The sequence below is a fragment of the Gimesia benthica genome, assembly GCF_009720525.1.
Taxonomy (GTDB): domain Bacteria; phylum Planctomycetota; class Planctomycetia; order Planctomycetales; family Planctomycetaceae; genus Gimesia; species Gimesia benthica.
This window is the reverse complement of record NZ_CP043930.1, coordinates 613,268-633,239: the sequence shown is the minus strand read 5'-3', so window position 1 is coordinate 633,239 and position 19,972 is coordinate 613,268. Positions and strand designations below refer to the sequence as shown.

Below are 19,972 nucleotides of genomic sequence, written 5' to 3'. Positions count from 1 at the left end.
ACAATCCGTCTCTAACCAAGAATTACTCTCAATTTATACTGGTGTTGCCATGCGATTGATTTCGACGCTCTGTCTACTGGTCCTGCTGGGGACCACTTCCCTGTCCGCCGCAGATTCCGCTCCTGCAGGTCTCAAACTGGAAAAGATCAAAGGTGCCAAACCGCGTAATGTGGTCTTTATTCTCGCGGACGATCATCGTTATGACGTGATGGGCTTTGCCGGTCATCCCTGGGTAGAGACTCCTGCAATGGATGCGATGGCCAAACAGGGGGTTTACTTCAAGAATGCAGTCGTTACCACCTCCCTCTGCTCTCCCAGTCGGGCTTCGATTCTGACCGGACAGTATATGCACAATCATGGTGTGGTCGATAATAACGTGCTGACCCCGCCCGGGACGAAATTCTTTCCCCAGTATCTGCAGGCCGCTGGTTACCAGACAGGATTCTTTGGAAAGTGGCACATGGGCGGTCACTCTGATGACCCACGGCCCGGTTTCGACAGATGGGTTTCCTTTCGCGGTCAGGGGCACTATTACCCGCCCGAACATTTGAAGAAATGGTCATTGAATGTCGATGGCAAAAGAGTTCCGCAGAAAGGTTACATTACCGACGAACTGACGGACTATGCCATCGACTGGTTGAACGAAAGTGTCAAAACGCAGGATAAACCCTTCTTCATGTATCTCTCACACAAGGGAGTGCATGGGATGTTCCATCCTGCGGAACGTCATGCGGGACGCTACAAAGATAAATCGATGCCGATCCCTAAAACGATGGCCAATACCTCTGAGAATTACTTCAACAAGCCGATGTGGCTGAAGAACCAACGAAACAGCTGGCACGGTGTTGATTTTGCCTATCACCAGGATACGGATATCGAAGAGCATTATCGTCTATACTGTGAAGCCCTGCTGAGCGTGGACGAATCGATCGCTCGCGTGCGGAAGTGGCTGAAAGATAATGGCTATGGTGATAACACACTGGTCATGTACATGGGGGATAACGGCTTTCAGTGGGGCGAACATGGCCTGATTGACAAGCGGACCGCGTATGAAGCGTCCATGCGGGTGCCTCTGGTCGGCGTCTGTCCCGGTCTCTGGAAACCAGGCACCGTGGTAGATGAAGTCGTCGCCAACATCGATATCGGCCCTACATGCCTGGCAGCTGCCGGCTTGAAAACACCGCCTCAGATGGATGGTCAAAGTTTCCTGGAACTGGCGGCAGGGAAACTACCGGCTGCCGACTGGAGGAAGAATATTCTGTATGAATATTACTGGGAATTCAATTTCCCTCAGACGCCAACGACCTTCGCACTGCGGACACCACGTTATAAATTCATCCAGTATCATGGTATCTGGGATATTGACGAACTTTACGACATGGAAAAAGATCCATTGGAACAGCACAATCTGATTTTTGATCCTGAGTATCAGAAGCAGATCAGAAAGATGCGGGCCGATCTGCATGCGATCCTGGAGAAGTCAGAGGCGAACCGGGTTCCGTTCAGTCAAAAACGGAGTATGGGCGCTAACCTGCGACTTGAGAGTGGATCAAAGCCGGCTGATTTCAACGACAAGCTGTTGAGAGAGAAGAACGCTAAAGAGTAGCGGCTTTGGATCTAAAAGAATTATTCCAGACAAGTCAGGTGGCTTCCATTCACCTCGGGTGCTGGTCAGTACACTCCTGTTGAATCAGTCGATTTTTCTGATTGAAGAACCACTCTCCTGAAATGACATTGCCAGCAGTTTTCGAGGAGGTACAATTAACCGTGGGCCGACTAAAGGACTGAGCTACCCGCGCTCTTTCTCCTCAAACCAGTAAAGGAGTCGTGATGACTGGATATCATGAGGACGATCCTCGGACGCAATTTCATGTGTGTCCCAGCTGTCGAGCAGACATCGATCGTAATAGTAGTCGTTGTGAATTCTGCAATTGTGAATTCGATTTTGAACCTGCTTTTCACGAACCGGACACGCGGCTCGCAAGTTCAGAAGAAGAAGTAAATACCGATAAAAGAACACGTTATCTGGTGTTGTTGACCCTGAATCTTGCCACCGGGCTGGTTGGGGTGCTGGCATCGTCTCTGGAAGAGGCGGCCCCGACTCGTCTCTCACCCCCTGAGTCTCCGCAGATCTCTGAGGAACATCGGGAAGAGATGGTTCGATATCTGCAGCAACAGTGTCGAGCTCATATTGAGGAACTGAATGCCTGTAAGGAGCTGAAAGCGACTTCGCTAGAACGCAGATCGGTTCCGATTCGGTTTTAAGCTCCCGTATGCAAGCCGTTTTGACTACCTGAACCGCTTTAAAAGTAGTATCGTTAATGACCCATATTGACAGAGTTTGCCTGTTTTGCGACAGTCCCCGCTGGTACTTCGCCGCTCACACTGTCAATTTCGGGTCAGAAAATGGATTTACTGCCACTCGATCATCCCCGCCTCAAGAAGAATAACTTTGATCTGCTCAGGCTGCTGCTGGCCCTGACAGTCTGTCTGGTGCATGCAGCGGAACTTTCCGGATTTAGCGCGTTAGCTGCGCTGCCTGAATATCTTTCATCGCGGATTGCAGTCCAGGCATTCTTCGTCGTCAGCGGGTTTCTGATCGTGATGAGTTACGAACGTTCCTCTTCGCTTTCCTCTTATACCAGCAAACGGATCAGACGGATTTATCCAGCGTACGTTACCGTCATATTACTGGCAGCCCTTGGACTGGTTCTGGTAAGCCGTCTACCTCTGACTGAGTACTTTTCTTTTACCTGGGTAAAATATCTGCTGGCTAATTTGACGTTTCTGAATTTTCTGCAATCCACTCTACCGGGAGTCTTTGAAGCGAATCGGATGCCGGCGGTGAATGGCGCGCTCTGGACACTGAAAGTGGAAGTGATGTTCTATGTTTCCGTTCCAGTGCTGGTATATTGCCTGCGGCGTGTCCCCCGCTTGCCACTGCTGATTCTCGTTTATGTCTTGTCGATCGGATATGCCCAACTGTTACTAGGTGCTTCAATCCGGACAGAGAATCCGTTTTATGAACAGCTGGCACGCCAACTACCCGGGCAGCTTTGTTTCTTCATCGCAGGAGCAGCTCTGTTTTATTACCTGCTTTTTTTCGAACGTCATATCAGACTTTGGGTCACTCTGGCGACTGTCGTGTTGCTGACGCATCACTGGACTCCCCTGCCCTGGCTGCAACCTGCTGCGCTGGCAGTGATTGTCCTGTTTTTCGGTCTGTTTCTGTATGCAGGCAACTTTGGAAAGTATGGAGATTTCTCCTACGGGGTTTATATCCTGCACTTCCCGCTAATCCAGTTTCTTTTGAACGCCGGTTGGTCTGAAGAGCATGCCTGGTCTTTCCTGGGGACAGCGGTCTGCCTGACGTTGCTCGGGGCAATCCTGATGTGGAATCTGGTCGAAAAGCGGTTTCTGCTGCGGAGCAGTCACTACGTCAGTTCAGAGAAAGTTGAACCAAAAACTGCTCCTGTCAAACAGCCAGTCCAGATCTGATACGACTTACTTCGATTTGAGATCGAAATTAATTGTGTTCCCATCTGCTTTTACGTCTGCCGTAAGTTCAGATTTGTCGTTATATTTCGTGGGAACCAGTTGTTTGCCTGCGTCTTCCGGATTGTCAGTGAGTTTAATGATCATAACTCTGTGTTTACCCAGGGAAGCACCAGAGGCGTCTTCATTGTATTCCAGATTGTATGAACCATCCTCCTGAGTTGTAGCACTGGAGGCTCGGCGTCTAGCCTTGCCGGTGGTTTCCAGAGGTTCAAAAATAACTTTGGCGTTAACCAGTGGTGAACCATCCATGGTCACTACACCGCTTACATCCGCTAGATCAGGGACAGCTTCACCACTACCGCTTGAACAACCGGTAAGTAAGAGGAGCAATGAACTGAAGAGAATGCATTTGGGAAGATTCAGGGACAAAAACATGTATCTGATCCAGTCAGAAAGTTAAAAGTTGAGTGTAAAATTGCGAGCGTCGCTGGAAAAGAATCCAGACCGCGGCGATGACGATCACCGCGGTCTGGATCGACTTAAATCAGAAGCAGAGCATGGAGATCAGACTTAGAATTCTGGAATGACTTCGCCACCACCGATAGAGACCAATGCCTGTACTACTCCGACACGGTCTACATTTTCGCTGAGGAAGCGGACGGCACCATCTCCCATCAGAATGTGACCACCGCCCACATGAAAGCTGCCGGCTCCCCAGGCGTATTGTTTTCCATTCGTGTTGTCAAAGTTGAGAGTATAACCTGTGACACCCGGCATAATGAAAAATGTATGTGTAGCGGCATTCCAGTAAGGACCATAACTGGTCGATGTCTTGTTCAACTGGGTTTCACACATGACCATCGTGTTACTGGTACCATCTTTAAAATCACGGAACTGAGCAGCACCATTCGGTCCCATCGCACCTTTGAGTGTGCTGTTGTTTGCTCTCCAACTGCCGCCACTTCCTCCAGTAGTGTAATTCACGACTCCGTAACTCGTTCGCCAACCGGGACTGACGTAGTATGGACCAGAGGTTGTTGAATTTTGCTGAGTTCCCGGATCTGAGGGACACAGAAAGACCGGGACGGGAGATGTCACAATCGAATACTGGTCTGTCGTGACAGTTCCTGTGCATCCCGATCCATGATTTGCACGGCCGCTGGGCAGGCTCCAGTTGTATTGGTTGTAAATATTTGCCTGATCGATAAAGGGCAGGATCATCTGGTAGCAGGTGTGGTTTAACAGATTACCAGTTGAGCCATGGACTGCATCACACGACGATAAACCTGCGTTGATAGTTGCCGGAGGCAGTACTCGATGTGTGTCATGATAATTGTGAAGTGCCAGCCCGATTTGCTTAAGATTGTTTTTGCAAGTACTGCGTCGAGCTGCTTCGCGGGCCTGTTGAACTGCGGGAAGAAGGAGAGCAATTAGAATTGCAATGATGGCAATAACGACCAGCAATTCAATCAGGGTAAAACCACGTTTGTGAGGGCGCGTGCGCATGAGTGTGCCTTTCAAAGATAATTGATAAAACGAAATAGAATTCAGGAGAATTGAAGTGATTAGTATTTCGTTCAATCAGAGCGCTTGATTCTTCGCGAGAATACCAAGGCTGTGTGTATCAATGATGCACATAGCTGATTTCATTATGCTTTGAGTAAAGAGAAGCAACAAGATTGTTTATTAAGAAATGTTGTTAATCTTGTGGATCCAGGGCTATATTTTTTGAGGACTCAAAAAAACAGACTGTAACCGCTGAACACTTTACACAGTTGCATGTATCGATCTTGATTAGATGTGGTAGATAGATCTACAGTAATTCCCTGACAGGTGCTTATTTAGCACTGTGGGCATTCCGGCTGTCACCAGGCAACAGAACTGTCGGTGGGAATCGAACGGCGTTCCTGGGAATGATTCGCGAGATAGATGTTGGGAGCTTTGTTCTGAGAGTGTCGACAGGTAGTCGAATCTCCCAGAATAAAATCAATCTCAATGGCGACGCTGCAGCAGTGAACTCAGGGCGCGACTCTCTCGCAGTTTGGCGATCCGTTTCCCATTTTCATAAATGATATATGTGGGAAGTCCGATTACATTTTCCTGACGTGCCTGTTCGAGATTGCGATCATAATCCAGAACCTTTACTACCAGTCCTCGAGCGCGCAGTTGAGGTAGAATGGTCCTGCGATCCTCTTCGCACTGGCGGCAGTCAGCGCCAGTAAACATTTTGACTTCGTATCGGCTGGCAATTTGCTGGTCGATCTTATTATGTTTCTGCCAGGCTGCAGTGTATGCCGTCTCCTGGTTTTGGAAACCGTAGTGGGTCTGAAACGCGGTATCCCAGTTCGTCTGATAGGCAGTATCCAAAAAACGGACAAACTCCTGCTTCCCTTCCCGATCGATCAGGTATTCTACCAGATAGAAACCTTGAGCGTACAGGACAGCGATTCCGCCGAGATTGTCGGGATAATTCTGCATGACCAGCAACCGCCGAATCGGGATCTGCCGTTCGGTGCCGACGACTTCACGAGCCAGTTCACGGATCGGTCGTTTCTCGGCTTCTGCTTCCTCATAGGTCGCAGCCCCTTCGTCTGCCCAGCGTGGCAAGGGACGACGGAAGTGGGATGCGAAGACTGTGTGCAGTACTTCGTGCGGAATAACACTCTCCAGCAGGCTCTGGGAAGTTCCCTGTACCTGCATATCCCAGCCAAATACCTGTCCCTGGTCGAAGGAGAAGGTAGTTGCTCCTCCCCCTGCATAGTCTCCTGCATTGACTCGAATCGGACAGGGAGCATACCAGTTGGGTATTGGATGCCCGAGCCATTCCCGCGCATGTCGATCGCGATAATGTTCGGCTGCTTCTCCCACCTGAACTGCGAGTGTTGCGTCTCGGCAGTATACGGTGAAGTTTTTGGTGCGATACTCAAAAAGACCGGCATCCCCCTCAAATAGTAGCAGTGGAAGTAAGAGCAGAAAATATCTCATGTTACAGTCCGTTGCTGACTAACAAGAAGAAAGGCTTTAAGTAAGACCGACTTGCGATGCGTAGTTAGGCGCATTCAGTCTCAGGTTGGGAGTTCAAGTTCAGGGGGAACCATAAGTAGAAATGGATTTGAAGTACAGATCACTCTATATAGCCAGGTGCTGAAAATCAGCAGGAAATGAGGATTTTATTATTTTGAGATATGTGTAAATGAATAGTATTTCTTGGCAGTAGAGAACTCGGTAAGCTTTGGTCTGAAAAAAGATCTGATCCAGGAGAACCAGAGCGATGCCACAGCTGATCTATCGACTATCCGAAATCAATGCGTCCCACGTGGCGGAAGCCGGAGGCAAAGGAGCATCCCTGGGAGAACTGATTCAGGCTAAGGCCCCGGTTCCTCCGGGCTTTGTGGTCTCCAGTTGTGCATTTCGAGAATATTTTTTCCAGGGGGAGCCTAAACGTGCTGTCGTTGATGTCATTCAGAGACTAAATACGAATCAACTGTCCCTGGCCCAGGCACGCGCTGAAATTCAGAGCTGTCTCGAGGAAGTCTGTTTTCCAGAACCACTCGAAGTGGCTGTCAGGCAGGCAACTGATGAAATGCAGCTAAAACGTGTTTCCGTACGCTCCAGTGCCACCTGTGAGGACAGCGCTACGAGCGCCTGGGCCGGCCAGCTGGAAACCTGGCTGGACGTGTCACCAGACGAAATTACAAAACGGATTCGCGACTGCTGGCTCTCTCTCTTCAGCGAATCTGCTCTCGCCTATGGAGCGACCCACGGTTATGCCTCAGGGGAGATCGCGGTAGCGGTCGTCATACAGCAGATGGTAGCTAGCGAAATTTCGGGCATTGGTTTTTCTGTCCACCCGGTAACTCAGGAACCGGACATCCAATTGATCGAGGCGTGTCTGGGATTGGGGGAAGCCATTGTTTCCGGACGGATTGTTCCAGACCAATTCATCGTAGAGCGTGACTCTTTTCAGATACTGGAGTCGGTCATCGGTGAGCAGAAGGAGGCTCTCTGGCTGGGGGATGGAAATACGAAGCCTGTCTGGCAGGAACTGGATGGTCGAGGCAGCCAACCTAAAATCAGTACCTCACAGGTTACCGAATATGCCGGGATCCTCGCACGATTGCATGATCATTACGGGCATCCAATCGACACGGAATGGGCCATCGAGAATGGGAACTTCCAGATCCTCCAGGCACGTCCCATCACCACGCTGGCTGCTGAATATGATCAAAGTCTGTTTGATCAAAGTCTGGAATGGCATTTTTGTGTTAGGCGTCCGTTTTTCCTGCTGGCTGCTTCGATTCTCCCCTACTGGATGGATGCCAGGCATGCGGATCATACGTTAGGGACACATCTCAATGAAGCACTGCTGATACAAGACGAAACGGGTATGATGAATCTGTTTAGTTCTCAAAAATCGGCTGATGAGTTCCTCGATCGAATTGGATATCTGTTCCAGAATGATCGAGACGAAATCATTCGTATCCTGCGTTATGGACTGGGAATTTATGCACAGGGCCCGGCCGTCATTGAGCAGGGAGTAAATGGGTTCGCCGATCTAACAGAACTGGAGGATTTTTTCGCTGATGTTGCCCAGCATACAACTGTTTTTCCAGCCTGGTTACTGACGTATATTGAATTACATCAGATTGATGATCCTGAGGTACGCTCTCTGGCAGAGCAGATTCGTTCTCATTCTCTCTACCCCGTGATTGAAAGAAAACTGCTTCAACCTCTGGCGAAACAGACTGCTGAAAGGCTGGGATTTTCACAGCCAGATCGCGCCTGTGATCTGGTGTTATGGAGCGAACTGAAACAGGGGCTCGTCACTCGGGAACTACTGGAAACGCGTCTGCAGTCGATCGATTCCGGAGAACGCTACATCTTTCAGCTGCTTGAAGGACAGGAGAGCTTTCATCTGGTTTCCCAGACTGGTTATCTGTTGACTCGTCTTGCGAAACAGCGACAGAGTCTGCCTGTGGGAGATTCTAATGAGTTGACTGGGCAGGCCGCCTGGCCGGGAATCTTTCGCGGTCGGGCCCGGGTGGTTCTGAGCCTGGATTCTCAAGGTTTTACGGTTCAGGCTGATGAAGTGCTGGTTTCGATCCAGTCCAATCCTGCCCTGCTCCCGCTCATGAAAACCTGTGGCGCGATTGTCACTGACGATGGCGGCATCGCCTGTCATGCAGCGATTCTGGCACGCGAACTCAAAAAGCCGACGCTCATCGGCACAGGCAGAGCCACGAAAATGATCCAGGATGGCGATTTGATCGAAGTCGACACCTATGCGCAAGTAGTGCGAATTCTGGAGTCGACGCAATAAAAAAGCACTGATGCCAGAAGCGTCAGTGCTTTTGAGTGGGGATGACAGGACTTGAACCTGCACGCCTTGCGGCACTAGATCCTAAATCTAGCGTGTCTGCCAATTCCACCACATCCCCGGTTGAATTGCGAATCTGCAGGAATACTAACGATTTCAGGGAGGAGACACAAATCGACTGACTGAAAAAAGTTTGACTTTACGGGGTTTCAGCCAGATTTACAGCATTTCGGACATTAAAACAGGGGATGACAGCTTACTCGGCAGAGGTGTCTGATTCCGACTGTTCCTGTTCTTCCTGCTCCAGCTTGGAAATCTCGTCTCTTAGCGAGGCGGCCGCTTCGTAATTTTCTTCTGCAATCGCCGCGGTCAATTCTCGCCGGAGTTTGATTAAATTGTACTGCTGCTGACTGGAAGTGGGGGCTCGCTTGGGGAATTTCCCAATGTGCACGCACTCACCATGGATGTTCTCAAGTAATTGAATCAGCGGTTCTCGGAAGGCGATGTAATCATGCGGGCAGCCGAGTCGTCCTTCACTACGAAATTCCTGAAATGTGATTCCGCAATTGGGACATTCCATCTCTTCGTCTAACTGCAGTTCCTGAGAACTGAGTTCAATCAGAGTCGCATCATCCTGAGGCTCCCATTCGTCCTGCGATGTCTGCCCGCTGATATATTCCTGAAAATGTTCTTCACAGAAATGCAGTGCCTGTGCCTCACCATTCTGAATCTCAGTCAGGTGATAGACTGCCGGCTTGTTACAGACTTTACATTTTTTCATGATCGATGCTTCATTGCCTACCGAGTGAGGGTTAATCAATCCAGACCGCTTTGCAGCGTGCCTGATCTCATTCTATACGAACCAGTTGCGGGGCTCAATCGCGATTTTGAGATCGCTTTAGTCGGCATGATCCGCGGGGGACTCACCGATGGCGATAATGCTACACGCCTGAATTACATTCAATCCCAGTTCCCGTGCCCGCTCCAGCAGATCTGGGCTTTCGCTCCCCGGATTAAACCAGACCTCTTTAGCTCCTCTCTGTTGGATTTCTTCCAGCAGCTGGATTCCAACGGATGGTGGCACATAGACACTGATTCGGTCCAGATTCTCCGCAGGTACAGCCTGCAGGCTGGGATAGGCGGTCAAGCCTTCGATTTCATTTGCACTGGGATGGATAGGATAAACTTCGTATCCCTGGCTCAAATGTGCGCGGACCGATTTGTTTCCATATTTCTGGCGGTCTGTGCTGGCACCAATGATTGCAACTGTCGGTTTACTCATCAGGAGTCCTGTTTCTTTAACGAGGAGACAAACTGGTCATAACGTTTCTGAACCTCGGACTGGGAAGGAGTCTTCCCTTCACTCACAATCAATCGATAGTTCATCTTAAGCGGATGACTTTCGTCGATTTTCGTATCGAAAAAGGCACCAAAGCGACCATAGGGACGCTCGGAATATCGCGATGGTTTCGGTACATTCGGATCTTCCATGTACTCCACATTGTAATGCTTGCCATCAATATCATAAGACATGGCAAGCCAGCCCAGGTTCACATGCTTGTCGGGATCGGTTCGGTCTGAGACCTGGTAGGGAGCCGGTTGCTGAGGCGATCCCTCGGGGCGAACATAGGTCGCATTATTGGACTCGGCTACTGGCTGGGCGGCACGGTACTGGAAACCGGCATGTTGACGATCGCCGTCGAGAGTAATTTCGCCGCGTTTACTTTGTAAGGTAGTTTGCCAGTCGATCTGCCAGGCTGGTGCTTCAGAGCTGGAAACCTTGATCGGAGTAACCGTTACTTTGCGTGTTTCAATAATCACGGGCTTCCCGTCGCCATCCTCCCAGTGGATCTCCGCAGTCATTGTCCCCGCATCTGGGCCACCCTGCATCGATATGAACTTGTCATGACGTAGATGGGCTCCGTTTTTACAGTGCCAGAAGTCGAGTGTTTTGCCATCAAAGCTGGTTTTATTCCAGCCGACATATAATCCACGATGATGTGTGTACTTCCCACCGGGGCCCTTGGTAATCACCGTTCCGCTCTGGGGACTATAAACATGATGAAAGACTTTGTAAGTGTCGTGAAATGTTTCCGGGGTGGATTTATCAAACGGGTAGACATACTGCAGCACTGGTTGACCGTTATAGTACAGGTCTGCCACTTTCTGATCCGGATGATCTTTCCAGGTGAAACCTTTCTTTTCAGCGGCAGTAACGCTCAACTGGGTGAAAATGATCAAAAACAGACAGCAGGCAAGTTGAGAGGTGATATGTTTCATCTTGATTTCCAGTCTGGTCAGTAAGAATACGAAGTTCGAGATCGGTTAACTCATGCTCTCAGTGTAAAAAAAATCCCGCGTTCCGGGTAGGGAACGCGGGATTTGAGAAATTAAACCGGAGTATTAACCGGCATTATTATTGGGATTGTTCTTCGGAGGCTTTCCGTCAATCCAGGGGCCTGCCAGAGCCATGTAGCTGGGCTCTTCCAGAAGGCTTCCCTTATCCCCTGCTTTCCAGCCGGGGATGTGCTTGGGTTTCTGTCGCGCTTCGGACATGGCTTCCCATTTCTTGGCCCAACTGCCGTCGCCATCCGAAATCTGGCCTGTCTCGCCATCGAAGTGGTAAACCTTACCATGTCGGTAGCTGTTGGAGCCCAGGTTGACCACCGCGATCGCAGCTGCACCCAGATCAGGTGGGTTGTTACACTTGCTCTGATCATTGGCTTCCATCGCTTCAATCCAGTTCTTGAAGTGGGCGTAGGTCGTGTCTTTGATCTGAGCAACGTCAATCCGCTGCTGCTTCAGCGAACTGTCACGGGTGACCTGAGGTCGTTCAGGGATGAAGTCGTACCCATCAAAACCTTCCCCGTTGCCAAATACGAAGGAACCATTATGTCCGCGGATGATCTGTTTGATCCGGGTTTCCTGGTTACACATGGTGGCATTGATCAATCCCTGCACGCCTTCATTGAAGTCAGCAGCAACGGTAGCGACATCGGGTACGTCACGACCATCGTATTCCAGATACAGCCCCCCTGCACCAACGACGCGTCCCGGGAACCGGAGTCCGGTGGCTTTCAACATGGAAGTGGTTCTGTGTACGAACAGGTCGGTATACATCCCTGACCCGAATGGCCAGAAGCGACGCCACTGTGCGTAGACAGCGCGGTCAAACGGCTGATACTCGGCCAGACCGTCATCAACGCCCAACCAGAGTTTCCAGTCGATGTTGGTGGGGTTCATTTCTTTTTTCAGAGCGTAGTAACGCCACTGTCCCATGGAAGAGTTCCGGAAATATTCTGTCTGGAACTGGAGCACCTTACCCAACTGGCCATCCTGCAGACGGGCCCGAACGTCATCCCAGACAGGGAGGCTGGTAGACTGCACACCAACCTGCATGATTTTGCCGGTCTTTTTCCAGGCATCAACGACTGCCAGGGCTTCTTCGACTTTTTTCGTCATCGGCTTTTCACAGTAAACGTTCAAGCCGGCGTTCATGGAATCGATGGTCTGCTTGGCATGCCAGTGGTCGGGAGTTCCGATCGCGACGGCATCCAGCTTTTCCTTCTCAATCATGTCGCGGTAGTCAGTGTATTTAGCGACATCGTTGCCGAGTTCTTTTTTGATGTAGTTGGCAGTCCGGTCACGGTGTTCGGAATAGACATCGGCGACAGCAACCAGCTCGATGTTTTTACCATCTTTTTTCAACTGGACGAGTTTTTTGACGTGAGCACCAAAACCGCGTCCCCCGGGGCCGATAAATCCGATGCGAATGGCTTCGTTACTGTTTCCAGCTCCCAATGCGGGGGCTGTGGTCAGTCCGGCAATCGCACTGGCGGCGACGGCGGTCGTTCCAGAGGTTTTCAGGAAATCTCTGCGATTGATGGGGCTTTGATCCATTTCGTTATCTCCAGTTATTTAATAAAGTGAATCTGTTACTGGATGGTATCATGTTGAGTTTTGAGATACCAAAAGCATGCTTGAAAAAACAGGTGAGCACCCTCCGGATGCAGGCTGGTCCAGAGATGTGGAGCAAGACCTGACGTAGATCGGGGAGAGCGAGGAAACACCTTTCCTACGCTTAATAGTAGCAATATTTGGGAGCAGATGGTACTTATCGCTCTACATTTTCTGAATTCGTGTCGATTCAAGGGGTACTTCTGACGATCTGTCCCGATTCAGGCGAATTACTAAATAAAGACAAATAAATATTGGGTTCAGCGGTGTTAATACGTGGTACAGAAGGATTCGATGCCTGTCGGGGCGGAATGATCTCGATCGGGAACTTTGATGGCGTCCACCGGGGTCATCAGAAGATGATTCAGACGCTGGTCGATCATGCCCGCCAGAGAGAGCTGCCGCCGATGGTCTTCACATTTGATCCCCATCCCATTCACCTGCTCCGCCCCGAACACGCCCCACCCGAACTGATGGGAATTGAAGAGCGTGCCGCGATTCTGGGACACTTGGGCGTGGATTGTGTCATCGCCTACCCCACCAGTCGGGAGCTGTTGAATTTGAGTCCACAGGAGTTTTTTCAGCAGATTCTGTGTGATCAGTTGTGTGCTCAAGGACTCGTGGAAGGTCCCAACTTTTATTTTGGTAAAGATCGTGCAGGAGATGTGACACTGCTGGAGTCTCTCTGTGAAGAGGCGGGTATGTTTTTCAAGGTTGTTGAACCCAGCATGTGCGCTGAGCGGATGATTTCTTCTTCGGAAATTCGTAAAGCGATCCAGATGGGACAAGTGGATCTGGCAGCAGAGATGCTGGGACGGCTCTATCAGATTAAGGGGACAGTCGGTCATGGGGATGCCCGGGGACGGGGGCTTGGTTTTCCTACCGCAAATCTTTCGGGAGTGCCGACATTACTTCCGGGGGAAGGTGTCTACAGTGGATTTGCCATCACAGAGGGAAAACGTTTCCCCGCGGCAATCAATCTGGGAGGCAATCCAACTTTCCAAAACCAGGACGCGAAAGTCGAAGTCCATTTGATTGGTTTTACAGGAGAGATTTACGATCAGGAGTTGCGCGTACAATTTCTAAACAAACTGAGAGACGTCCAAACCTTTGCTAATGTCGAGGCGCTCAAAATACAATTGACGATTGATGTTGAATCAGCAAAAAAGCAGGCCACTGAATGGAAGGGCCTGGAATAATCTTCTATGATGTTCAGATGCTGAGCTGGTGTCAGTTCAGGTAATCAGCAGGAACACACAACTAGATCAGGAATCATGAATGAGCAAGATTGACTGGAGCCCCCTCTGTGAACTGATCGGTGCGCATCAGAAGGTGCTTCTCTCCTGTCATGTTCGTCCTGACGCGGATGCACTCGGCTCAGAACTGGCCCTTGCCGGTTTCCTGAGGCAGCTGGGAAAAGAGGTTCGTATCATTAATCCTTCGGTTCAACCGAAGGGGATGGATTTTCTGGTGGGAGAACATGAAGTTCACCATGTCGGCGATGGGGTCGCCACCGAAGATTTCGAATGGGCAGAGATCCATATTATCCTGGATACAAGTGCCTGGTCACAACTGCCGGGACTGGCGAACTTTTATCGTAAAACAAAGTCGCGGAAAGTCATCATTGACCATCATGTCAGCTCTGATTCTCTGGGGGCAGACGAGTTCAAAGATGTGACCTCTCCCGCGACCGGCTGTCTGATTTTTGATCTGGGGCAGGCTTTGAACTGTAAATTGACCCCGGAAATCGCCACATTTCTCTATGCTGCAATCGCCACGGACACAGGGTGGTTCAGATTCCCCTCCACTACTGCCTACACGATGCAGATAATCAGCGAACTGATTCGGGCCGGTGCAGAACCGCATCGAATCTATGAAAATCTGTACGAACAGAACAACCTGCCTCAATTAAAACTGATGGGTCGTGTGCTGGGAAAAGTCCAGTCTGATTTTGATGGGCTGCTGGCTTACACCATAGTGACCTGTGAAGATTTCAGTGCCACAGGGACGACTCCCGTGGACACTGAAGGGCTGGTTAACTACTGTCTGACCCTGGCTGGGACGCAGGCAGCATTCATTGCAGTGGAGCAACGGAGTCGACAGGTAAAAGTCAGTTTTCGCTGTCGCACTGACTGGGATGTCTCAAAGATTGCCGAATCCTTCGGCGGTGGTGGGCATCGTCAGGCTTCTGGTGCCATGCTGAATGGCCCCCTCTCTTCCGCGGTTACCAAGGTGCTCGGTAAATTTCGCGAGATGTTTGAAACAAGCGAAAATTCGCGAGTCTGATTTTCTGACAGAATCGGGGATCTGAAACCCGATTTGATTGCTCTTGCTTCCAGCCTGCTATAGCATTGATAATCATATTTTTAACTGTCTATGCTCACCGACATGAAGTTAATAAGGATTATCGATGCGCTTATTCGATCTACGCCCCCATTGTTTCTTCTTCCTGGTCTCTGCCCTGCTCCTGGGCGCTCTGTCTCTGCTCAAAGCTGATGACTTCAAAATAGAAAATACTCAGGATCCCAAGGATCAGGCGACTTCTGCCGAACAGACAGTCAAAAATATGACTGTCCCCGAGGGTTTTAAAGTAGATCTGTTTGCCAGTGAACCTGATGTGCATCAACCAATCGGCTTTGCCATCGATGACCGGGGTCGTCTCTGGGTGGCGGAGTGTTTCACCTATGAAGCCCATGGAGTCTATCAGGATCAGTATCAGGATCGAATTGTCATTCTGGAAGATTCCGACGGTGATGGCCAGATGGATCAGCGGAAGGTGTTCTGGCAGGGACAGGGGCCGTTGACCAGCGTATCAGTCGGATCTAACGGCGTCTGGGCTTTGTGCCGTGGTGAATTGCTTTACATTGAGGATAAAAATCACGATGACGTGCCCGATGGTGAACCGCAGGTGCTACTCGAAGGCTGGAACTATAAAACCGTTCGACACAACATTGTCAGCGGACTGACCTGGGGACCGGACGGCTGGCTCTACGGTCGGCACGGAATTACTGATTCGTCTTTGGTTGGGACTCCCGAAACGGAACCTTCCCGGCGAACACTGATCCACTGTGGGATCTGGCGCTATCATCCTCATCGCAAGATCGTGGAGGAAGTCAGCTCCGGTACCACCAATCCCTGGGGGTTTGACTATGATGAATACGGCCAGATGTTTTTCACCAACAACGTCAACGGCCATCTCTGGCATATGATTCCCGGGTCACACTATATTCGCATGTCCGGACACGGCAGTGATCCCAATCCCTACGCGTATGAACTGATGACGAAGTGCGCCGACCATGATCACTGGGACAGCTCCTCTGGAAAGTGGACCGATTCACGTGATACATCGGGGGTTCACGGTGAACTGGGGGGCGGACACAGTCATTGTGGCGGCATGATCTATCTGGGTGATAACTGGCCTGCCAAATATCGAAACTCGATCTTTCTGTGTAACACACACGGGCATCGGGTCAATAATGACTCGCTGGTTCGTGAAGGTTCAGGGTACAAGGGGACACACCGTCCCGATTTTCTGTTAACTGGTTCAGATTGGTTTCGTGGCATCGAATTGAAGTATGGTCCGGATGGTGCAGTCTACCTCTCGGACTGGTCTGATCTGGGAGAATGTCATGACCATGATGGCGTGCATCGTACCAGCGGGCGTATTTATAAGGTCAGTTATGGGAAACCGACTTTCCCCGGAAAAATCGATCTCAACAAACTGTCCGACAGCGAGTTGGTTAAGCTGCAACTACATCCCAACGACTGGTATGTACGCCATGCGCGTCGCATTCTCATGGAGCGTGCCGGTGAGTCGGAAAACTGGAACCAGGCCAAGGCGGAACTATTGAAAATCTTTGAGACGAACAGAGATGTCTCCCGTCGTTTGCGTGCCATGTGGACTCTCTTTTGTATGAATCAGGTGAATGATGCCTGGCTTACCAAACAGTTGCAGGATCCGAACGAACATGTGCGGATCTGGGCCATTCGATATCTGGTCGATGACGATCAGGTACCTGCTTCAGCTGTGAAGGAATTTGCCCGACTGGCGAAGGATGAAAAATCAGGCCTGGTGCGGCTCTATCTGGCTTCTGCACTACAGTCGCTGCCTGAGTCTGATCGCTGGGAGATTGCATCAGCTCTGGATACCCATCACCAGGATACAGAGGATCGTAACTTTACGCTGATGCTCTGGTACGGAATCGAACCTGCTGTAATGGCTGACAGCGACGCAGCAATTCATTATTTGAAACACGCAACTCGTCCGTTGGTCCGTCAACTTGTTGCCCGCAGGCTGACCGAAGACATCGATCAGCATCCTGAATATGTTAAGAGTCTGGTTCAGCAGGTAATTGACACGAAAGACAATGAAGTCAAACAGGATCTGTTAACCGGGATGCAGGCAGCTCTGGAAGGTCGTCTCAAGGCAGAAACGCCTGGCAACTGGAATACACTGAAACAACAGGCCAAGAAAACAGATTCAAAAGAACTGCAAGAGCTGGTTACTGGATTGTCGGTTGTCTTTGGTGATGGCCAGACGATGGAAGTACTCAAGAAAATTGCGATGGATCAAGATCAGCCGATGAAGAGCCGCTATCAGGCTTTAGAGTCCCTGTTAAATAATTCTCAGGATAAAGATCTCCTGCCTGTGATTCAGCAGGCTGCCTACACTACCGAATTGCAGGTCCTGGCATTTCGGGGGCTCTCACGTTTCTATGATCCCAAAACTGTAGAACGCATGCTGGGGCGTTACCGCAACATTAAACATCAGGGGCGTCTGGCGCTGATGGATACGCTTTGCAGTCGGAAGGAATACGTACTACTCCTCCTGGCTGCCATCGACAAGAAACAGGTTCCCCAGGAAGATGTCTCCGCATTTCATGTGCGTCAGTTACGCAACTTTAAAGACAAAGCGGTAGAGGCAAAACTGAATCAGGTCTGGGGACTGACTCGGGAAACTCCAGAGAAAAAGCGAGCCCAGATCGAGGGTTATAAAACTCTTCTCACGGCAGAGCGTCTACAGCATGCCGATCGTGTGAAGGGGCGGGCACTTTATGAGAAGACTTGTGCAAAATGTCACCGTCTCTTCGGTAGCGGCGGTAATATTGGACCGGATCTGACGGGTTCCAATCGGACCAACATGGATTATCTGCTGGAAAACATGGTCGACCCCTCTGCCCTGATTCCTAAGGGATACGAGATGGTGGTGGTCGCTCTGGAAGATGGTCGGGTATTGAATGGGAATGTCGTTCGCAAGACTGATCAGCAGCTCACCCTGCAAACACAGACAGAGCTGATGGTACTGGATCGACGTCAGATCGAAGAGATGAGTCAGTCAAATCTCTCACTGATGCCGGAGGGGCAATTGGATAAGCTGAGCGAACAGGAGATTGCTGATTTGATAGCCTATCTCTCTGGCCATTCGCAAGTGAAATTACCTGAGTCACTCGAGTCAAAATAACGGATCAGCGGCGGCCGTCCCGTCCCCGCTGTGCAGGCACCTGGTTCATCAAACTGGAATCCTTTCTCGTCTGAGAAGAGGTACTATGATGCATTCTGTAACTGCCTGCCGACGTTGGACGTTTCGTCTGGTCTGTTCCGTTCTGGTAATGAGCCTGGTGTCAGCGCGGACCATTCCGGTCGGTGCCACCGACCTGGCAAAACAGTATCCAGCAACGCTCGATTTCTCAAAACAGAATCAAAGCTATGACTGGCAGACAGGTCCGCAGGACGTCTGGCGGCTCGAGTCATTCGAGTACCAGCTGAGGAATCAGTTTCAGATCAAGCTCGGACCATCCCAGGTCGTCCTGGGGAAAAATGGCTCGAATGTCCTCTGGGCGGCCGTCTATCCGGATCAACCAGGGGACATACTCAATGCGAGTGGCGGTCAGGGAGACCATATAACCAGCATCTGGCTTCGCTTTCATCCCGCCCGCGTGGGAGAGCTGTTCCCCGCCGATACGGTTGGGAAACAGGGAGACGCAGATCTGATCAAACAGGCTCGCCGACTTGTAAATCACAAACTCCGTTCCAGCTGGCATGCAGGAGCCAGACCGATGGTGCCCTCCCGGGAATCGGTGGTGCTCGACTGTGAAACCGCAGAAAGAGAACGGCGGTTTTATGCCATCGATACGACTAAACAGACCGCCCGGTACGTGGATGCCTTTCATCGACAGACAGTGTCCGTGCCCCAGCCACTGGAACAGGGACAGGGGGAGCAGATCTTCGATCAGGTCTGGAATGCCTTTGATCGTGAGTATGCTCTGTTTGCAGACAAACAGCAGATCGACTGGCAACAGTTGAAACAGGAGTACCGGCCTGGGGCAGCGAATACGAAAACCAATCAGGATCTGGCAGAAACGCTGAATGCGATGCTGACGGAATTAAAAGATCTGCACGTGTACGTCAGGGTGTCTGGAAGTTTTCTGAATGGTTATCAGCGGAAGCGACTGTTTAACGCCAGTCCTGCGGCTGCGGTCATACTGATTGGACTGCTGAATCAGATCAAAGGTTTGCGCTGGGGACGGACTCAGGACCAGATCGGGTACATCGCCGTTGATACGCTGTCTATTCCCAGTCTGCCGGATCGGTTTGAAGCGGCTTTGAAGCAGATGCAGGGGACCCGTGGCCTGATTCTGGATCTGCGCACTAACGGAGGTGGTGCAGAACAGTTGGCCAGGAAAATGGCAGGGTATTTTGCCGAAGAGTCGACACTGTATGCCATGCATCAGTATCGCAGTGGCCCCAGGCACACCGATCTGGGAACCCTGCAGAAGCGGATCTTCGCACCCGATCAGAACTTGTTTTACCGGGGGCCCGTAATCGTGTTGCAGGGAGAGCGAACGATGAGTTCTGCCGAGGCCTTTGTGTTGATGCTGGCGGCCTGTCCGCATGTCACCACGATGGGAGATCGGACTGCAGGCTCCAGCGGCAACCCTCGCCAGCTGGACGCGGGAGCGGAAATCATCGTCAACCTGCCCCGCTGGATTCCCCGGGATGTGAGCGGGAAACCCTTCGATACTGTTGGCATTCAACCTGACGTACCCGTGAAGGCTGCCCCCGAGGAGTTTATCAGAATCGCTGATCCTGTCCTCACAGCGGCCCTGAAACACTTACGAAAACAGACATCCGATCTTGAGAGATCAGATGTGGTTCTCGTTCCCCGCTCAGGAAACAACGGGCAATAATAAGCGGGAGAGC

At 50.8% G+C, this 19,972-nt stretch carries 15 protein-coding genes and 1 tRNA gene; 8 read left to right on the top strand and 8 right to left on the bottom strand.

Features of this window, described 5'->3' with window-relative positions; all coding sequences use genetic code 11:
- Positions 1–49 precede the first annotated feature (49 nt).
- The 3 genes from F1728_RS02590 (at position 50) to F1728_RS02580 (ending at position 3,498) form a co-directional block, all read left to right on the top strand.
- Positions 50–1,606, top strand: a complete 1,557-nt coding sequence (locus tag F1728_RS02590) for a sulfatase family protein (protein ID WP_155362770.1) — start codon at positions 50–52, stop codon at positions 1,604–1,606.
- Between the two features lie 422 nt (positions 1,607–2,028).
- Positions 2,029–2,265: a hypothetical protein gene (locus tag F1728_RS02585; RefSeq protein WP_155362769.1), complete on the top strand. Its 237-nt coding sequence runs from the start codon at positions 2,029–2,031 to the stop codon at positions 2,263–2,265.
- 141 nt (positions 2,266–2,406) lie between these two features.
- Positions 2,407–3,498: an acyltransferase family protein gene (locus tag F1728_RS02580; RefSeq protein WP_155362768.1), complete on the top strand. Its 1,092-nt coding sequence runs from the start codon at positions 2,407–2,409 to the stop codon at positions 3,496–3,498.
- Between the two features lie 6 nt (positions 3,499–3,504).
- On the opposite strand, the gene F1728_RS02575 is transcribed toward F1728_RS02580, so the two are convergent.
- From F1728_RS02575 to F1728_RS02565, 3 genes are all read right to left on the bottom strand, one after another.
- Positions 3,505–3,933 (bottom strand): transthyretin-like family protein, encoded by a 429-nt coding sequence (locus tag F1728_RS02575; protein WP_149345728.1) that lies wholly within the window; start codon positions 3,931–3,933, stop codon positions 3,505–3,507.
- Between the two features lie 135 nt (positions 3,934–4,068).
- A complete protein-coding gene (locus F1728_RS02570; protein ID WP_155362767.1) occupies positions 4,069–5,004 on the bottom strand; it encodes a DUF1559 domain-containing protein in 936 nt (311 codons plus the stop codon).
- A 486-nt stretch (positions 5,005–5,490) separates the two neighbouring features.
- On the bottom strand, positions 5,491–6,483 hold the full coding sequence (locus tag F1728_RS02565; protein ID WP_155362766.1) for a thioredoxin family protein: 993 nt from the start codon (positions 6,481–6,483) through the stop codon (positions 5,491–5,493).
- 286 nt (positions 6,484–6,769) lie between these two features.
- On the opposite strand from F1728_RS02565, the gene F1728_RS02560 reads away from it, so the two are divergent.
- A complete protein-coding gene (locus F1728_RS02560; RefSeq protein ID WP_155362765.1) occupies positions 6,770–8,818 on the top strand; it encodes a PEP/pyruvate-binding domain-containing protein in 2,049 nt (682 codons plus the stop codon).
- 36 nt (positions 8,819–8,854) lie between these two features.
- On the opposite strand, the gene F1728_RS02555 is transcribed toward F1728_RS02560, so the two are convergent.
- The 5 genes from F1728_RS02555 to F1728_RS02535 all read right to left on the bottom strand — a co-directional run bounded on the left by F1728_RS02555 (position 8,855) and on the right by F1728_RS02535 (position 12,715).
- Positions 8,855–8,936 (bottom strand) — tRNA-Leu (locus F1728_RS02555).
- Between the two features lie 135 nt (positions 8,937–9,071).
- Positions 9,072–9,596 carry a UvrB/UvrC motif-containing protein gene (locus F1728_RS02550; RefSeq protein WP_155362764.1) on the bottom strand — a complete coding sequence of 175 codons (525 nt, stop codon included), beginning with the start codon at positions 9,594–9,596 and terminating at the stop codon, positions 9,072–9,074.
- A gap of 117 nt (positions 9,597–9,713) precedes the next feature.
- Positions 9,714–10,097 (bottom strand): CoA-binding protein, encoded by a 384-nt coding sequence (locus F1728_RS02545; protein WP_155362763.1) that lies wholly within the window; start codon positions 10,095–10,097, stop codon positions 9,714–9,716.
- A complete protein-coding gene (locus F1728_RS02540; RefSeq protein WP_228030476.1) occupies positions 10,097–11,095 on the bottom strand; it encodes a DUF6807 family protein in 999 nt (332 codons plus the stop codon). Before F1728_RS02540 ends, F1728_RS02545 begins: the two co-directional genes overlap by 1 nt.
- Before the next feature lie 123 nt (positions 11,096–11,218).
- Positions 11,219–12,715 carry a Gfo/Idh/MocA family oxidoreductase gene (locus F1728_RS02535; RefSeq protein WP_155362762.1) on the bottom strand — a complete coding sequence of 499 codons (1,497 nt, stop codon included), beginning with the start codon at positions 12,713–12,715 and terminating at the stop codon, positions 11,219–11,221.
- A gap of 323 nt (positions 12,716–13,038) precedes the next feature.
- On the opposite strand from F1728_RS02535, the gene F1728_RS02530 reads away from it, so the two are divergent.
- The 4 genes from F1728_RS02530 to F1728_RS02515 all read left to right on the top strand — a co-directional run bounded on the left by F1728_RS02530 (position 13,039) and on the right by F1728_RS02515 (position 19,959).
- A complete protein-coding gene (locus tag F1728_RS02530) occupies positions 13,039–13,971 on the top strand; it encodes a bifunctional riboflavin kinase/FAD synthetase (RefSeq protein WP_228030475.1) in 933 nt (310 codons plus the stop codon).
- 79 nt (positions 13,972–14,050) lie between these two features.
- Positions 14,051–15,058 (top strand): DHH family phosphoesterase, encoded by a 1,008-nt coding sequence (locus F1728_RS02525; RefSeq protein WP_155362761.1) that lies wholly within the window; start codon positions 14,051–14,053, stop codon positions 15,056–15,058.
- 124 nt (positions 15,059–15,182) lie between these two features.
- Positions 15,183–18,233, top strand: a complete 3,051-nt coding sequence (locus F1728_RS02520; protein WP_155362760.1) for a PVC-type heme-binding CxxCH protein — start codon at positions 15,183–15,185, stop codon at positions 18,231–18,233.
- A gap of 85 nt (positions 18,234–18,318) precedes the next feature.
- Positions 18,319–19,959 carry a S41 family peptidase gene (locus tag F1728_RS02515; RefSeq protein WP_155362759.1) on the top strand — a complete coding sequence of 547 codons (1,641 nt, stop codon included), beginning with the start codon at positions 18,319–18,321 and terminating at the stop codon, positions 19,957–19,959.
- The last annotated feature ends 13 nt before the right edge of the window (positions 19,960–19,972 follow it).

What these genes read in the sequence shown, in the direction of transcription:
- F1728_RS02590 (WP_155362770.1), top strand. Translation starts at nt 50, where the DNA reads ATGCGATTGATTTCGACGCTCTGTCTACTGGTCCTGCTGGGGACCACT.
- F1728_RS02580 (WP_155362768.1), top strand. Translation starts at nt 2,407, where the DNA reads ATGGATTTACTGCCACTCGATCATCCCCGCCTCAAGAAGAATAACTTT.
- F1728_RS02575 (WP_149345728.1), bottom strand. Translation starts at nt 3,933, where the DNA reads ATGTTTTTGTCCCTGAATCTTCCCAAATGCATTCTCTTCAGTTCATTG.
- F1728_RS02570 (WP_155362767.1), bottom strand. Translation starts at nt 5,004, where the DNA reads ATGCGCACGCGCCCTCACAAACGTGGTTTTACCCTGATTGAATTGCTG.
- F1728_RS02565 (WP_155362766.1), bottom strand. Translation starts at nt 6,483, where the DNA reads ATGAGATATTTTCTGCTCTTACTTCCACTGCTACTATTTGAGGGGGAT.
- F1728_RS02560 (WP_155362765.1), top strand. Translation starts at nt 6,770, where the DNA reads ATGCCACAGCTGATCTATCGACTATCCGAAATCAATGCGTCCCACGTG.
- F1728_RS02550 (WP_155362764.1), bottom strand. Translation starts at nt 9,596, where the DNA reads ATGAAAAAATGTAAAGTCTGTAACAAGCCGGCAGTCTATCACCTGACT.
- F1728_RS02545 (WP_155362763.1), bottom strand. Translation starts at nt 10,097, where the DNA reads ATGAGTAAACCGACAGTTGCAATCATTGGTGCCAGCACAGACCGCCAG.
- F1728_RS02540 (WP_228030476.1), bottom strand. Translation starts at nt 11,095, where the DNA reads ATGAAACATATCACCTCTCAACTTGCCTGCTGTCTGTTTTTGATCATT.
- F1728_RS02535 (WP_155362762.1), bottom strand. Translation starts at nt 12,715, where the DNA reads ATGGATCAAAGCCCCATCAATCGCAGAGATTTCCTGAAAACCTCTGGA.
- F1728_RS02525 (WP_155362761.1), top strand. Translation starts at nt 14,051, where the DNA reads ATGAGCAAGATTGACTGGAGCCCCCTCTGTGAACTGATCGGTGCGCAT.
- F1728_RS02520 (WP_155362760.1), top strand. Translation starts at nt 15,183, where the DNA reads ATGCGCTTATTCGATCTACGCCCCCATTGTTTCTTCTTCCTGGTCTCT.
- F1728_RS02515 (WP_155362759.1), top strand. Translation starts at nt 18,319, where the DNA reads ATGATGCATTCTGTAACTGCCTGCCGACGTTGGACGTTTCGTCTGGTC.